Source organism: Sphingomonas sp. IBVSS2 (genome assembly GCF_002127225.1).
In the GTDB taxonomy this organism is placed as follows: Bacteria; Pseudomonadota; Alphaproteobacteria; order Sphingomonadales; family Sphingomonadaceae; genus Sphingomonas.
Window position 1 is genome coordinate 118,526 of the sequence record NZ_NFUR01000004.1, and the last position, 13,941, is coordinate 132,466.

The 13,941-nt window shown below is 67.9% G+C and carries 12 protein-coding genes; 7 read left to right on the top strand and 5 right to left on the bottom strand.

Annotated elements, in window-relative coordinates:
• Window positions 1–11: 11 nt before the first annotated feature.
• Window positions 12–1,172, bottom strand: coding sequence for a cytochrome-c peroxidase (locus tag CAP40_RS14320; RefSeq protein ID WP_179188189.1), 1,161 nt, complete (start codon window positions 1,170–1,172; stop codon window positions 12–14).
• 154 nt (window positions 1,173–1,326) lie between these two features.
• Between CAP40_RS14320 and CAP40_RS14325 the strand changes: the two genes are divergently transcribed.
• Genes CAP40_RS14325 through CAP40_RS14340 form a run of 4 tightly spaced genes read left to right on the top strand, consistent with a single transcriptional unit; the run spans window position 1,327 to window position 4,452 of the window.
• A complete protein-coding gene (locus tag CAP40_RS14325; protein WP_086130220.1) occupies window positions 1,327–2,346 on the top strand; it encodes a phytase in 1,020 nt (339 codons plus the stop codon).
• Between the two features lie 39 nt (window positions 2,347–2,385).
• A complete protein-coding gene (gene modA / locus CAP40_RS14330; protein ID WP_086130221.1) occupies window positions 2,386–3,165 on the top strand; it encodes a molybdate ABC transporter substrate-binding protein in 780 nt (259 codons plus the stop codon).
• Window positions 3,165–3,854: a molybdate ABC transporter permease subunit gene (modB, locus tag CAP40_RS14335; RefSeq protein ID WP_086130222.1), complete on the top strand. Its 690-nt coding sequence runs from the start codon at window positions 3,165–3,167 to the stop codon at window positions 3,852–3,854. The genes modA and modB overlap by 1 nt, the downstream gene beginning before the upstream one ends.
• A complete protein-coding gene (locus CAP40_RS14340; RefSeq protein WP_086130223.1) occupies window positions 3,844–4,452 on the top strand; it encodes an ATP-binding cassette domain-containing protein in 609 nt (202 codons plus the stop codon). The genes modB and CAP40_RS14340 overlap by 11 nt, the downstream gene beginning before the upstream one ends.
• On the opposite strand, the gene CAP40_RS14345 is transcribed toward CAP40_RS14340, so the two are convergent.
• From CAP40_RS14345 to CAP40_RS14355, 3 genes are read right to left on the bottom strand one after another with little or no spacing between them, the layout of a single operon-like run.
• The gene (locus tag CAP40_RS14345) at window positions 4,449–5,228 is read right to left on the bottom strand and encodes a GGDEF domain-containing protein (protein WP_086130224.1); all 780 of its coding nucleotides are present in this window, start codon (window positions 5,226–5,228) and stop codon (window positions 4,449–4,451) included. The genes CAP40_RS14340 and CAP40_RS14345 overlap by 4 nt on opposite strands.
• A gap of 25 nt (window positions 5,229–5,253) precedes the next feature.
• Window positions 5,254–6,123: a 2-dehydropantoate 2-reductase gene (locus CAP40_RS14350; RefSeq protein ID WP_086130225.1), complete on the bottom strand. Its 870-nt coding sequence runs from the start codon at window positions 6,121–6,123 to the stop codon at window positions 5,254–5,256.
• Entirely contained in the window at window positions 6,123–6,629 is a 507-nt protein-coding gene (locus CAP40_RS14355; protein WP_086130226.1) for a DUF1993 family protein, read from the bottom strand. Before CAP40_RS14355 ends, CAP40_RS14350 begins: the two co-directional genes overlap by 1 nt.
• A 234-nt stretch (window positions 6,630–6,863) precedes the next feature.
• Here CAP40_RS14355 and CAP40_RS14360 point away from each other — a divergent pair, with 234 nt between their 5' ends.
• Entirely contained in the window at window positions 6,864–9,638 is a 2,775-nt protein-coding gene (locus tag CAP40_RS14360) for a TonB-dependent receptor (protein WP_086130227.1), read from the top strand.
• Between the two features lie 108 nt (window positions 9,639–9,746).
• Here the strand turns inward: CAP40_RS14360 and CAP40_RS14365 are convergent, their stop codons facing one another.
• The gene (locus tag CAP40_RS14365; RefSeq protein ID WP_256924230.1) at window positions 9,747–11,507 is read right to left on the bottom strand and encodes a methyl-accepting chemotaxis protein; all 1,761 of its coding nucleotides are present in this window, start codon (window positions 11,505–11,507) and stop codon (window positions 9,747–9,749) included.
• Between the two features lie 127 nt (window positions 11,508–11,634).
• On the opposite strand from CAP40_RS14365, the gene CAP40_RS14370 reads away from it, so the two are divergent.
• On the top strand, window positions 11,635–12,807 hold the full coding sequence (locus tag CAP40_RS14370; protein ID WP_256924231.1) for a carbohydrate porin: 1,173 nt from the start codon (window positions 11,635–11,637) through the stop codon (window positions 12,805–12,807).
• Window positions 12,808–12,987: 180 nt separating this feature from the next.
• Window positions 12,988–13,914, top strand: coding sequence for a sulfotransferase domain-containing protein (locus CAP40_RS14375; protein WP_086130228.1), 927 nt, complete (start codon window positions 12,988–12,990; stop codon window positions 13,912–13,914).
• Window positions 13,915–13,941: the final 27 nt, after the last annotated feature.

The window sequence follows — 13,941 nt, forward strand, 5'->3', positions numbered from 1 at the left end:
CACCGGCGTTCCTATCGGCGGAACGGGTCGCTGAAGCGCGTATCGGTGGTGAGGGCCGGGTCGTTCAGCGTCACCAGGAAGGCGACAAGCGCTGCCCGATCCGCCATGCTCAGGTTGAGGCGCCGCGGCCGCCTGCCCTCGCGCAGGCGGTCGTCGAGCGCCGGGCCCGCCTGGATGCCGTGGTCGTAGAAGTCGACGACCTCCGCCAGGGTCGCGAAGCGGCCGTCGTGCATATAGGGGCCGGTCAGTCCGGCGCTGCGCAGCGCCGGCGCCTTGAACAGGCGCGTCTCGCCGGCGTCCAGGCCGTTGCTTCGTGCGTTTGCCGCCAGGGCGAAGGTGGGCGGAAGATGGCAGGCGGAACAGCCGGCGCCGCCTTGCCGCGCGCTTGTCATGAACAATTGCCGCCCGCGATTTTCCTGGGCGTTGAAGTTCGGCAGGTCGAGGTTCAGCGCGCGGTTCGGCGCGGTGGGGGAGAAGACCTGCGCATAGCCGGCGTCCCACCGGCTCGAATGCGAGACCATCGCGCGCACGAACTGGGCGAGCGCCTGCTGGATGCGGGCTTCGTCGATGGCAGCGCTGCCGAACGCCCAGGCGAACAGATCCGGGTAATAAGGCGTCGCGTCCATTTTCCGGGTCAGTGCGTCGAAGCCGCCCGCGTCCCCGCCCCAGCCCAATTCGACCAGGCTGTGGAAGGGCTGGCTGGTCTGCGCTTCCAGATTGGGCGCGCGCCGATCCCAAAAGGCGGAACCGGGTTGCCAGTAGCGCAGATTGCCCAGCCGCATCGCATGGAAATCGGTGGTGATCGCGTTGCTGATCCCGTTGCTGAACCGCATCGAGTCGGTAAAGCCGATCGCCTGCCGATGGCAGGATGCGCAGGACGCCCTGTTGTTCGTGCTCAGCCGCAGATCGTAGAACAGCACGCGTCCAAGCGTCGCCACACGGTCGCTGGTCGCGTTGGAAGCCGGGCTGTTGTCCAGCGCCGCCACGGTGCGATCGAAATAGGCGGGGAGCCGCGGCGCAGAGTAATTCGCGACATGGGCGAAGTCGATGGTGGTGACGTTCGCGACGCCCGCAGGGGTGGCGGTCTGCCGGGCGCTTCCTCCGCCTCCGCACGCCGCCAGCACCAATATCAAGGCGCTTACGACCAGCGGTCCGATATTCCCCAAGCGCATCGCCATCCCTTCTGCCCGCCACGCGTCGTAGCGCTGTTCGGGCGCCGGGGCGACGGTTTCCTGTCGGGTGATGCATGAACGACTGTCTCCGGATCGTCATCGTCCCGTCGCACAGCGTTTATAGAGGGCGGGCGTCCATGACGAAGGGAAACCCATGCTGCTTGCCACGCTGATGCTGCTCCAGACCGCACCGGCCGCCACCGCCCAGGATGCGCAGGCGGTGCCCACTGCCGAAGTGAAGGCGATCGGGGAGACGCAGGCAGTCGCGAGCCTGGAGGATGCGGCGGACGATCCCGCGATCTGGCGCAACCCGCGCGATCCCGCCCGCAGCCTGATCGTCGCGACCGACAAGAAGGCGGGGCTGAACGTCTATGACCTGTCGGGCAAGCTGCGCTCGACCCTGCCGGCGGGCCGCGTGAACAATGTCGACCTGCGCGTGTGGGGCGGGCAGGTGATCGTCGCGGCGAGCGATCGCAACGACAAGACGGCGGCGAAGCTGGCGCTCTACACGCTGGATACGCGAACGGCCGCGCTCGCCGAGATCGGGCGGTTCGATGCCGGGGCGGGTGAGGCATATGGCCTGTGCATGTACGCGCCGCGCGGCGGGCGGCTGCATGCCTTTGTCGTGCACAAGGGCGGCACGATCGTGCAGATGGAGATCCTGCGCGAAGGCGGCGCGATCAAGGCGGATCGTGTGCGCACCATGCGGCTGGCGACCCAGTCCGAGGGGTGCGTGGCCGATGACCGGACGGGCACGCTGTTCGTGGGCGAGGAGGATGTCGGCGTGTGGCGCTTCGGCGCGAACCCGCGCGATCCGATCGCCGGCGAGAAGGTGATCGCGGTGGACGGCAAGCGCCTGGTCGCCGATGTGGAAGGCGTGGCGATCGCGGCCGAGGGCGCGCGCGGCGGCTGGCTGGTCGTGTCGAGCCAGGGCGACAGCGCCTATGGCGTGTGGCGCCTGCGGGACATGGCCTATGCGGGGCGCTTCCGGATCGCGGCGGGGAAATTCGGCGCGACCAGCGAGACCGACGGGATCGAAGTCTCCACCGCGAGCTTCGGGCCGGGGCTGCAGGGCGGGCTGATGCTGGCGCAGGATGGCGACAACGCACCCGCCGCGCAGAACTTCAAGCTGGTCCGCTGGGCGGATGTCCGCAAGGCACTCGGGCTGAAGTGAGGGCCTTGCCTCGCTGCGTGGCGGGTGTCAGGCAGGGGCATGACGATCGAGGGACGGATCGACCGGCGGGCGTTGCTCGCCGGGATCGGCGTGGCGGCGATGGCGCCGCGCGGGGTGGCGGCCGCCGGGGTGCGGGCGCCGCTGGTGCTGGCCGCCGCCAGCCTCCAGGAAGCGATGACGGCGGCGGCGGATGCCTGGGCACGCAAGGGCCGGGCCCGGCCGGTCTGCTCGTTCGCGGCTTCTTCGGCGCTGGCACGGCAGATCGCGGCGGGCGCGGCGGCGGACCTGTTCGTCTCGGCCGATGAGCCCTGGATGGACGATGTCGAGAAGCGCGGGCTGATCATGCCGGGTACGCGTGCGGCGTTCCTGGGGAACCGGCTGGTGGTGGTGCGGCCGAAGGGCGCGCGGGGCGATGCGGGGCCGCGCGTGCCGCTGGCGCGGTTGCTGGGCGCCGGGCCGCTGGCGCTTGCCGATCCGGACGCGGTGCCGGCCGGGCGCTATGCCCGGGCGTCGCTCGAGGCGCTGGGGGCCTGGGACGCGGTGAAGAGCCGGGTGGTGCGCGGCGAGAGCGTGCGCGCGGCGCTGGCGTTCGTGGAGCGCGGGGCGGCGCCGTTCGGGATCGTCTATGCGACCGACGCGCGGGCCTCGACGCGGGTGGAGGTGGTCCGCGTGCTGCCCGACAACAGTCATCCGCCGATCCGCTATCCGCTGGCCCGGCTGAAGGCGTCGGCCAGCCCCGATGCCGAGCCGTTCCGGCGCTTCCTGCTGGGCGGCGAGGGGCGGGCGATCTTCCGGCGCTTCGGCTTCCTGCCGCTGTGATGCTCACGCCCGCGGAATGGGGCATCGTGCTGCTGTCGCTTCGCGTGGGCGGGGTGGCGGTGCTGGCGTGCCTGCCGGTGGCGTTCGCGTTGGCCTGGCTGCTGGCGCGCGGACGCTTTCCCGGAAAGCTGCTGCTCGACGGGCTGGTGCACCTGCCGCTGGTGGTGCCGCCGGTGGTGACCGGCTGGCTGCTGCTGCTCGCCTTCGCGCCGGGCGGGCCGATCGGGGGCTGGCTGGAGAGCTGGTTCGGCGTCTCGGTGCTGTTCCGCTGGACCGGGGCGGCAATCGCGTCGGCGGTGATGGCGCTGCCGCTGATGGTGCGCGCGATGCGGCTTTCGATCGAGGCGGTCGACCAGCGGCTGGAGCAGGCGGCGGCGACGCTGGGCGCCGGGCGCTGGCGCGTGTTCGCGAGCGTGTCGCTGCCGCTCAGCCTGCCCGGCGTGCTGGCCGGCGTGGTGCTCGGCTTCGCGCGGGCGCTGGGCGAGTTCGGGGCGACGATCACCTTCGTCTCCAGCGTGCCGGGCGAGACGCAGACCTTGCCGCTCGCCATCTATGCCGCGCTGCAGCTGCCCGGCGGCGAGGGTCAGGTGCTGCGCCTTGCCGGCATCTCGGTGCTGCTCTCGCTGGGGGCGCTGCTCGCCTCCGAGATCATCGCGCGGCGCGCGGGCAGGGGGCTGCATGTCCTTTGATCTCGACCTGACCAAGCGCCTGGGCGAGACCGTGATCGCCTGCCGGATCGTGGCGGACGCGGGGCTCACCATGCTGTTCGGCCCCTCGGGCGCGGGCAAGACCAGTGTGCTGAACATGGTCGCCGGGCTGACAGTGCCCGATGCCGGCCATGTGCGCGTGGGCGGCGAGACGCTGTTCGACGCCGCGGCGGGAATCGACGTGCCGGTGGCCGAGCGGCGCGCGGGCTATGTATTCCAGGAGCCGCGGCTGTTCCCGCACCTGCGCGTGCGCGCCAACCTGCTCTATGGGCGCCGAGGCGATGGCGGCCTGGACGTGGACGAGACGATCGCGCTGCTCGGCATCGCGCATCTGCTCGATCGCTGGCCGCGCACGTTGTCGGGAGGCGAGGCGCGGCGGGTGGCGATCGGACGGGCGCTGCTGTCCGATCCGCGCTTCCTGCTGCTCGACGAGCCGCTGTCCTCGCTCGACCGGGCGCGGCGCGAGGAGATCATGGCGCTGATCGAGCGGCTGCGCGACGCGGTGCGGATGCCGATCCTGATGGTGACCCATGACCGTGACGAAGCGACGCGGCTGGGGACGAGGGTGGTCGGGATCTAGGCTTCCAGCTCGGGCGCATAGAGACGCCACGGCTCGCCATTGCCGCGCTTCGCCGCATAGAGCGCGATATCGGCGCGGCGGACGAGCTCGGCGGAATGGATTTCGCCGCTGCGGACCAGGGCGATGCCGATGCCGGTGCCGATCTGGTGGGAGCGCCCGTCGAGCATGATCGGGTGGGTGATGTTGGCGGCGAGCCGGCCGGCGATCGAAAGCGCCACTTCCGCGCTCACGACCGCGGGCGCGATCACTGCGAATTCGTCCCCGCCCAACCGCGCCGCGCAATCGCCGTCGCGCACCGCATCGGCGATGCGGCCCGCCGCAGCGCGCAGGATCGCGTCGCCGGCGGCGTGGCCATGCGTGTCGTTGATCGCCTTGAAGCCGTTGAGATCGAGCATGAAGACCGCGGTGAGCCGCTCCGGCGCCGCGCCGTCGACCAGCCGGGCCAGCGCCTCGTCGAAGGCGCGGCGATTGGGCATGCCGGTGAGTGCGTCATGATAGCCAAGATCGCGCACGCTGTGCTCGGCCTGGATCCGCCGCACGCGCTCGCGTTCGCGCGCGCGATGCTGGTTCAGCCCGAACCCGAACAGCAGGAGGATCAGCGCCGAAGTGAAGAGCAGGAACTCGTCCACTTCGATCCGGAACTTGCGATCGGCGACATTGGCGCCCTCGTCGCGGAAGATGTCGAACGCGAATATGCCGTAGAGCCCGGCCATTGCCAGGAGAATGACGAACCAGGTGCCGCGACTGAGCAGCAACGCACGAATACCAGCTTCCATGGCCGGGATTCCTGCACCGCAACGGTTAATTCCGAGTGGATGCGGCCATTAGTAGAGATGCGAGCGCATGGTTCATCGGTGCATCGATGCCGTGCAAGGCGCCCCGCCGGACGATCACCATGTTGCGCGCATCGACTTCGGTCTGGCGGCCCGCGACGAAATCGGCGTGGAGGGAATTGACCGATTGCGGATGCGCGAGCGTCGTCCACCTGACGACCTGGTCGGCGAGCTTGTCGGGCAGGTCGGCGCCTTCCGCCCGGCCCACCGCGATGCATTCGCGCACCAGCGCGCGCATCACTTCCGCCACGCCTTCGTCGTTCGCCACTTCGGCGGCACGGCGGGTGAGCGCACTGACGATCCCCGAGCAGTTGATCGCGAGCTTTCGCCAGGCCGCGGTGACGAAATCGGGCGTGGTCTGCGCGTCGATCGGCGTGTCGGCGAACAGCGCGACCAGGGCTTCGCCGCCCTCGCCCTCAGGCACATGGATCGTCCCGTTGCGGCGCTGGACGATGCGGCCGGGCGCGCGCCGCTCGGCGGGCAGGTCGATGATCACGGGCACGGTGCGCTGCGCCGGCACCTGGGGGAAGCGATCGCGCTGCTCGACGCCGTTCTGGATCACCGCGAGCCGAGTGGCGGGACCCATCAGGCCGGGCAGCCAGGCGGCCGCGGCAGCGCAGTCATAGGTCTTGGTGGTGCAGAGTATCCAATCCACCGCGCTCGCCCCGGCCGGATCGGTGAGGATGCGCGGCGCGGCGCGGATCACCCCCTCGGGCGTCTCGACCTCGAGATCGGCGAGCGGCGAGCGCGCGCAGACCGTGACGTCGTGGCCCTGGGCCAGCCAGGCGGCAAGGGTGCCGCCGATGGCGCCCGCGCCGATCACCGCCACGCTGGCCATCAGATGCCGCCCAGATAATCCATCTTGCCCACCGGCGCGCCCTTGTAGCGCAGGATCGCGTAGGCGGCGGTCATGTGGAAATAGAAATTGGGGAGGACGAAGCCGGTCACATAGGGCAGCCCCTTGAAGTGGAAGCTGCGGCTGGGCGTCTTCACTTCGACATCGGCATCCTCGCGTCCGTCGATCGCTTCGCGCGGAACGGCTTTCAGGAAGGCGACCGTCGCGGCGATGCGTGCCTGCAACGCGTCGAAGCTCGTCTCGGTATCGGGCATCGCCGGTGCCTCGATCCGGCCGATCCGCGCCACGGCGAGCTTGGCCGAATCGCTGACCCGCTGGATCTGCGCGGTGAGTGGCGCCATGTCCTCGGCCAGCCGGGCGGCGAGCAGTTCCTCGTGCGGGATGCCCTGCTCGTCGGCCCAGGCGCGCGCCTTGTCGAGGAATGCCGCCATCGCCTTGAAGCCGCGCAGGAAGACGGGAACGGTCAGGTCGTAGAGTTCGGTTGCCATGGTCGCGCAGATAAGCCCCCGCGAAACGCCGCGCAACGGGCCTGAACGGGAGCGAAATGTTTCCGGGTGGCGCTGATGGTTGTGGCGCAACGAGATACGAAGTCACGATGTGCGATAAAGATTCGCGTAAAAACAGTGGCTTGATCGAATGTCACTGAACTGTCGTTGATAAGAAATGTACTATTCATGATCCGAGGCAACCGGCCCCCTGCATATTGAAGGGGGCCAGATTCCATGTTTCGCAAACCGTCTCTCCGCACGCGCCTGTTGCTTGGCGCCGCGCTTTTCGCCGTACCGGTCGCCGCGCACGCCAATGACGTGACCGGCAATGTTTCCGAGGCGAGCGGCACCCGCAACCTGCAGGGGGCGCGTGTCACCATCGTCGAGCTGCGCCGCACCACCGAGGCCGATGCCTCGGGCAGCTTCCGCTTCGGCGACGTTCCGGCCGGCACCTACACGCTGCGCGCCGAGTTCGCCGGCGTGCCCGCGAGCGAAGTGAAGATCGTGGTGCCGGAAAGCGGCGTGTTCCGGCAGGACCTCGTGCTCGGCACCGCGGGCAGCCAGATCCTCGTCGTCGGCCAGCGCGCCAACCTGCTCGGCTCGCTCTCGCGCCAGCGCGCCGCCGATGGCGTGGAGAGCGTGCTGACCCGCGACGCGGTTGGCCAGTTCCCGGACCAGAACGTGGCGGAATCGCTGCGTCGCCTGCCGGGCATCAACATCCTGAACGACCAGGGCGAGGGCCGCTTCGTCTCGGTCCGCGGCCTCGATCCCGAGCTCAACGGCACCTCGGTCAACGGCACGCGCCTGCCCGCGCCCGAATCCGACGTCCGCTCGGTCGCGCTCGACGTGATCTCGAGCGACACGATCGAATCGATCGAGGTCAAGAAGTCCCTGACCCCCGACATGGACGCCGACACCATCGGCGCGTCGATCGAGATCAACACGGTGAGCGCCTTTGCCCGCAAGAAGGACCTGCTGACCGCTTCGATCGAGGGCAGCTACAACAATCTGCGCGAGACGGTGACGCCCAAGGCGAGCTTCGATTTCTCGACTCGCATCACCGACAATTTCGGCATTGCCGGCGGCGTCTCCTATTATCAGCGCAAGTTCGCGACCAACAACGAAGAGATGGACGGCTGGGACGAGGATGGCGGCAACGCCTATGCCGATACCGTGGAATATCGCGACTATGACGTGGAGCGTAAGCGCTTCAGCTCGTCGCTGTCGCTCGATTTCAAGCCCAGCGACACCACCACGCTCTACGCCCGCGGCCTCTATTCGCGCTTCGACGATCAGGAATATCGCCGCCGGCTGACCTTCGAAATGGACGAGGCGCCGTCGCGCGGCTCGGCCACCGGCGCCACCTTCGATTCGAAGGACGGCGAGATCACGGTCACGCGCGACCTCAAGGACCGCTTCGAGCGCCAGGAGATCAAGTCGATCACCCTGGGTGGCGAAACCAAGGCCAATGGTTGGAAGCTCAACTATTCGGGCAGCTGGGCACGGTCGAGCGAGCGCGAGAATGGCTCGATCGATCCGGCCGCGTTCGAGCGCAAGTTCGACGATGGCGACAATTTCGTCGTTGCCTTCGACTATGCCGACCAGATGAAGACCCGCTACAATATCGTGGCGGGCCAGGCGGCGTTCGTCGATCCCGCGGGATATGAGTTCGACAAGCTCGAGCGCACCACGCTGAGCGATTCGGTCGATACCGAATGGGCGGCCAAGGCGGACCTCGCCAAGACCTTTGCGACCGGCGCGGGCGAGTTCACCGTGCAGGGCGGCGCCAAGTTCCGCTGGCGCACCAAGCGCTATGACGCGAACATCGACGTCTATGAATATGACGGCCCGGGCGACCTCACCATGCGGGACCTGCTCGGGCCGCAGGACTATGACCTGGCGAACATCGAGCCGGCGCTGTCGAAGACCGGGTTCCGCACCTATTTCGACGCCAATCGCAAGCTGTTCGCGCTGGACGGCGGCGATACGTTCGAAAGCTCGAACGACTCCGATTACAAGGTGAAGGAAGACGTCTCGGCCGGCTATCTGCTCGCCCGCTGGGACAGCGGCAAGGTCCGGGTGATCGGCGGCGTGCGCATGGAGCGCACCCGTAACGACATCCATGGCCAGGTGCTGGACCTCGATGCCAAGACGGTGACGCCGATCCGCGTCACCCGCAGCTATACCGATTGGTTGCCCAGCCTGACCACGCGCTTCGAGCCGACCGACGGCCTGGTGCTGCGTGCCGCCGGCTATCGCAGCCTGGTGCGTCCGAAATTCTCGAAGCTGGCGCCGCGCGTGGTGATCGAGGACGACGAGGGCGAGTTCGGCAACCCGAACCTCCAGCCCTACAAGGCGTGGAACTTCGATGCCTCGGCGGAATATTATTTCGGCAAGGGCGGCGGCCTGTCGCTCGGCTATTTCCACAAGGACATCAAGAACTACATCGTCGACCGCGTGTACCAGGACTATGCCTATAACGGCCGCACTCTCGACCAGGCGATGATCCCGTACAATGGGCCGAGCGCGCGCATCAACGGCGTCGAGTTCAGCTACAGCCAGGTCTACAGCTTCCTGCCGGGCGCGCTGAGCGGGCTGCTGACCCAGGTCAACTATACCTTCACCGACGCCAAGGGCACGGTGCTCAAGGATGGCGATATCGGCGATCCCCGTGTGATCCCGCTGCCTTCGGCCGCGCGGAATACGTTCAACGTCGTGCTGGGGTATGAGAAGGGGCCGATCTCCTTCCGGGTCGCCGGCACCTATCGCGACAAATATCTCGACGAGCTGGGCGACGATGCGACCGAGGACCGTTACGTCACCGATCACTTCCAGCTGGATATCAGCGCGAAATACTGGATCACCAAGAACATCCAGGTCTTTGGCGACCTGATCAACCTGACCAACGAGCCCTATTACGCCTATCGCAACTTTGCGGGCCGCTCGCGGCTCCTGCAATATGAGGACTATAGCTTCACCGGCAAGTTCGGCGCGAAGATCAAGTTCTGATCGCGGAGCCCCGAAGAACGAAGAGAGCCGGCGCGGTGCGGACCGCGCCGGCTCTTCTCGTTTGGGAGCGTATCGGCCCTGAAGCCAGGGGGCTCGCGATGCCCCGAATTAGTGCAGCGTGGAGCCGTTCACTCCTGGGCGCTGCCGGGAGGAGCGGTGGCCTTGCGGCGCGACGATGGTGAAGCTGGCGGCACCGTCGGCCAGCGTGTCGACTTCCCGGGTGAGGTTGCGCGCGGCGGCAGAGGTCTCCTCGACCATCGCGGCATTCTGCTGGGTGCCCCGATCCATGTCGCCGATCGCATCGCTCACCTGGCTGATCGCGTGCGACTGGGCGTTGTTGTCCTCGGCCATGGTGCCGATCAGCGCATGGACCTGGCCGACATCGCCCGAAATGTCGGAAAGGGCGCCGTCCACCTTCTGCACCGCGTCCACCGCGGCGACGATATCGGTCTGGGTGGCGGTCAGCTGGTCGCGGGCGCGGCCGGCTTCCTCTTCCGCCCGCATCGCCAGCGCGCTGACCAGGTCTGCGACCACCGCGAAGCCGCGCCCAGCCTCGCCGGCGCGGCCCGCTTCCACGGCGGCGTTCATCGCCAGTACGCGCGTCTGGAAGGCGATCTTGTCGAGCCCCTCGATCACGCCGTCGATGCCCTTGGCGCTCTCGCTCACCCGCGTCATCGCCTGCACCGCCTCGTCGGCGATCGCGCGGCCATTGCCGACCACGGCGATGGCGCCATCGGCGCGCGACAGCGTCTCGTTGGCCGAGAGCGCGATCGACTTGAGGCGATGATCGATCGCGTGGATGGCAGCGGAAGTCTCCTCCAGGCTTGCGGCATTGCTCTCGGTGCGGCGGGCCAGGTCTTCCGAGGCGGAGGCGATCTCGCTCGCGCCGGTGCGGATATTCTCGGTGCCGGTCACGACGTTGCCGATCAATGCCCGCAGGCCCTGGGCGGCATCGTTGAAGCTGCGCTTGAGCGCAGCGAAGGGGCCGGTGAGTTCGGCTTCGACCTCGACGCTGAGATCGCCGCGCGCCATCGCATCCAGGCTGGTGCCGATCGTATCGACGATCAGGCGCGTCTGCGCCTCCTTCGCGGCTTCGGCGGCCTTGAGCTTGTCGCGGAAGGCATCGATCGCCTGCGCCATCCCGCCCAGTTCGTCCTCGCGATCGGCATGGGGAACGCGGACCGACAGGTCGCCGCCGTCCAGCGCGCGCATCGTGTCGGCAAGGTCGAGCAGCGGGCGAACGAGCAGGCGGCGCGCGGCCTGGGCGAGCAGGAACGCGGTGCCCATGCCGGCCAGCAGCGTGATGGACAGGATGATCATCGCCACGGTGCCGAGTGTCGCCGAACTGGCGGCGACCTGATGCGCATGGCTGTCGATCGCGTCCGAAGCGGCCGCCATCGATTTCTCGAGCGCGCGGAACTGTTCCAGGAAGGCCGACATCTGCGTGCGGGCCGCGACGGGATCGCTGCCGGCGGTCTCGACGATCTTCTGCGCGGCGGCGGCATAGGCGTCCATCGGTGCCTTGAGCTTGCTCGTCGCCGCGACGATGCTGTCGACGCCGGTGAAGGCGGCATCCTTGTCGATTGCCGCGGAGAGCGTGCCGAGATGCTCCTTCAGGTCCTTCAGCGTCTCCTGGCGCGCGGTGTCGTCGCCGCCGAGCAGCGCGCCGAGCACGTCCGCGCGCACCGCGTCGTGCATCATGTCGGCTTCCATATGGTTCTGGAGCAGACTGGCCGCGGTCGCCTGTTGGGCGATCGCGGCATTCTCCTTGGCCACGATGAAAAGGCCGGTGCCCCCGGAAAGGGCGGTGATGCCGACCAGAACGGCGGCGGCCTGCGTCGTGGCTTTGTTCAGCGACGTGATCTTCACGAGAAATCTCCCGTGCGGAAGCCTCCGCGGCGTCCGCCTCCGAGGCAATTATAGGGGGCCGCCGCCCCCGCTCGGTGGGAGCCCTCTATTATTGTGTCCGGGGGGTTTCACGCAGCGGGGCTAGAACATGGGTAGGACGACGCTTGGCGGGGGCTCGACGGCGCTCGCATTGCTTTTCTCGACATCGGCACTGGCACAGGAGACCGCCGAGCCTGCCCTGGATATCGGCGCGACGTATCGCGTCGACCTGTCGGGAGTCGCCGCCGACGGCCGCCGGATGCGCAGCTTCGGGCTCGACGACCTCAACATCGAGGTGGATGGGGATCTGGCGCGGCTGGTCGGCTGGAAGGGCGCGCGCTTCCATATCGGCCTGCTCAACAATCTCGGCGGCCGGCCCAATGATGTGGCGGGCACGCTGCAGGGCGTCGACAATATCGAAGTCGCTTCGCCCAAGCTGCGCCTGTTCGAGATCTGGGTGGAGCAGAAGCTGGGCAGTGCGACTACGCTGCGGGCCGGCCTCTACGATCTCAACAGCGAATTCTATGCCAGCGAGGCGTCGGGCCTGTTGCTCGCCCCGGCCTTCGGCGTGGGCTCGGAGATCGCGGCGACCGGCCCCAATGGCCCCTCGATCTTTCCGACCACCGCATTGGCCGTCCGCATCGAGCAGCGCTTCGGCGGCGCGGGCTTTGCGCGAGTCGCGGTGCTGAATGCCACTGCGGGCGCGCTCGGCGACGATCGCGGCTCGGCGCTCGATTTCCATCACGGCGCGCTGCTGATCGGCGAGGCGGGACTGGAGAAGGACGGCGACAAGCTGGCGCTCGGCGCCTGGGGCTATACCCGGCGGCAGGACGATATCGCCGATATCGACGACACCGGCAATCCGATCCGCCGGAAGGCGCGGGGTGCCTATGTGATCGCGGAAAAGGCGCTGGGCGACCAGGACGGGCCCTTCGCCACCACCCTGTTCGCCCGCGCCGGAATATCGGACGGCCGGACCACGCCCTACAAGGGCGGCTGGCAAGCGGGCCTGCGCGCCGCCCATGTCGTGCGCGGTCGCGACGACAGCCAGTTCTCGATCGGCGTGAACCAGGCCTATCTTGCGGACGGCTATCGCGACCTGCTGCGCGCCGGCGGCGTCCGCACCGCGGCGGCGGAGAATGCGATCGAACTGACCTATTCGGATCGCCTCACCAGCTTCCTGACGCTGCAGCCCGACCTGCAGTTCATCTGGAATCGCGGCGGCGACGAGGATGCGCCGCGCGTCACCGTGATCACTTTGCGTGCCACGCTGGAGTACTGAGAGCAGCGTCCCGGCGCGTGTGAAATAATTGTAATCTATAGATCAGGTTTAGTTGAGCCTGGGTCGCATAACACTTGGCTATGACTCGCGTTGTTCTTGGTAAGGCATGGCGCGATTTGCTGATTGACCGTGGTGTGTTGTGTTCATAGTGCACCGTGCAACTCAAGTGGGACAAGCGAAATGCCCGTAACCTTCGCGCCGGAAGCGGTTCCGGCGAGGTTTCCGCGCAAGTTGCGCGAACTGCACAATCCTCATCTCGACTCCACCGTGTGGAACGACGTGGCGTTCCGCGGCGACGATGTGGTGGTGGCCGGCTATGCCAAATCGGGCACCAGCTGGGTGCAGCAGATCGTCGCGCAGCTGGTGTTCAACGGGGATCCCGAGGTTTCGATCGCGGACATCTCGCCCTGGGTCGATCTGCGGGCCGGGCCGGTGCTGGCACGGCTCGCCATGCTGGAGGCGCAGCCGCATCGCCGCATCCTGAAGACGCATCTGCCGGTCGATGCGCTGCGCTTCAGCCGCAAGGCCAGATATATCCATGTCGCGCGCGACGGACGTGACGTGGCATGGAGCCTGCACAACCATCATCTGCACGCGGCCGATGCCTGGTATGCGATGCTCAACGACACGCCCGGCCGGGTCGGCCCGCCGGTGCCGCGCGCCAATCCCGATATCGCCGAATATTTCCGCGAATGGTTGAGCGGCGACGGCGCGCCCTTCTGGCCCTTCTGGGAGAATGTCCGGAGCTGGTGGGCGGTTCGCGACCTGCCCAATATCCATCTCGTCCATTTCGAGGCGCTGAAGCGCGACATGGCGGGGGAGATCCGGCGGATCGCCGATTTCCTCGAGATCGAAGTCGATCCGGCAAGCTGGCCGCGCGTCCTGCGCCATTGCAGCTTCGACTGGATGAAGGCCAATGCCCCCCAGGTTGCCCCGCTCGGCGGTGCATTCTGGAAGGGAGGCGCCGAGACTCTCATCAATCAAGGCACCAATGGCCGCTGGCGCGATGTGCTCACGGCCAGGGACGCGGCCGATTACGAAGCCGCGGCGCTGGCCGAACTCGGCCCGGAATGTGCCACATGGCTTGCAGGCGGCGCGGCGGCGTAACGGCCGGCCGCTTGCAGATCGAGGTCC

Coding starts and splice junctions, on each gene's coding strand:
- CAP40_RS14320 (WP_179188189.1), bottom strand. CDS start 1,172: ATGCGCTTGGGGAATATCGGACCGCTGGTCGTAAGCGCCTTGATATTG.
- CAP40_RS14325 (WP_086130220.1), top strand. CDS start 1,327: ATGCTGCTTGCCACGCTGATGCTGCTCCAGACCGCACCGGCCGCCACC.
- modA (WP_086130221.1), top strand. CDS start 2,386: ATGACGATCGAGGGACGGATCGACCGGCGGGCGTTGCTCGCCGGGATC.
- modB (WP_086130222.1), top strand. CDS start 3,165: ATGCTCACGCCCGCGGAATGGGGCATCGTGCTGCTGTCGCTTCGCGTG.
- CAP40_RS14340 (WP_086130223.1), top strand. CDS start 3,844: ATGTCCTTTGATCTCGACCTGACCAAGCGCCTGGGCGAGACCGTGATC.
- CAP40_RS14345 (WP_086130224.1), bottom strand. CDS start 5,228: ATGGAAGCTGGTATTCGTGCGTTGCTGCTCAGTCGCGGCACCTGGTTC.
- CAP40_RS14350 (WP_086130225.1), bottom strand. CDS start 6,123: ATGGCCAGCGTGGCGGTGATCGGCGCGGGCGCCATCGGCGGCACCCTT.
- CAP40_RS14355 (WP_086130226.1), bottom strand. CDS start 6,629: ATGGCAACCGAACTCTACGACCTGACCGTTCCCGTCTTCCTGCGCGGC.
- CAP40_RS14360 (WP_086130227.1), top strand. CDS start 6,864: ATGTTTCGCAAACCGTCTCTCCGCACGCGCCTGTTGCTTGGCGCCGCG.
- CAP40_RS14370 (WP_256924231.1), top strand. CDS start 11,635: ATGGGTAGGACGACGCTTGGCGGGGGCTCGACGGCGCTCGCATTGCTT.
- CAP40_RS14375 (WP_086130228.1), top strand. CDS start 12,988: ATGCCCGTAACCTTCGCGCCGGAAGCGGTTCCGGCGAGGTTTCCGCGC.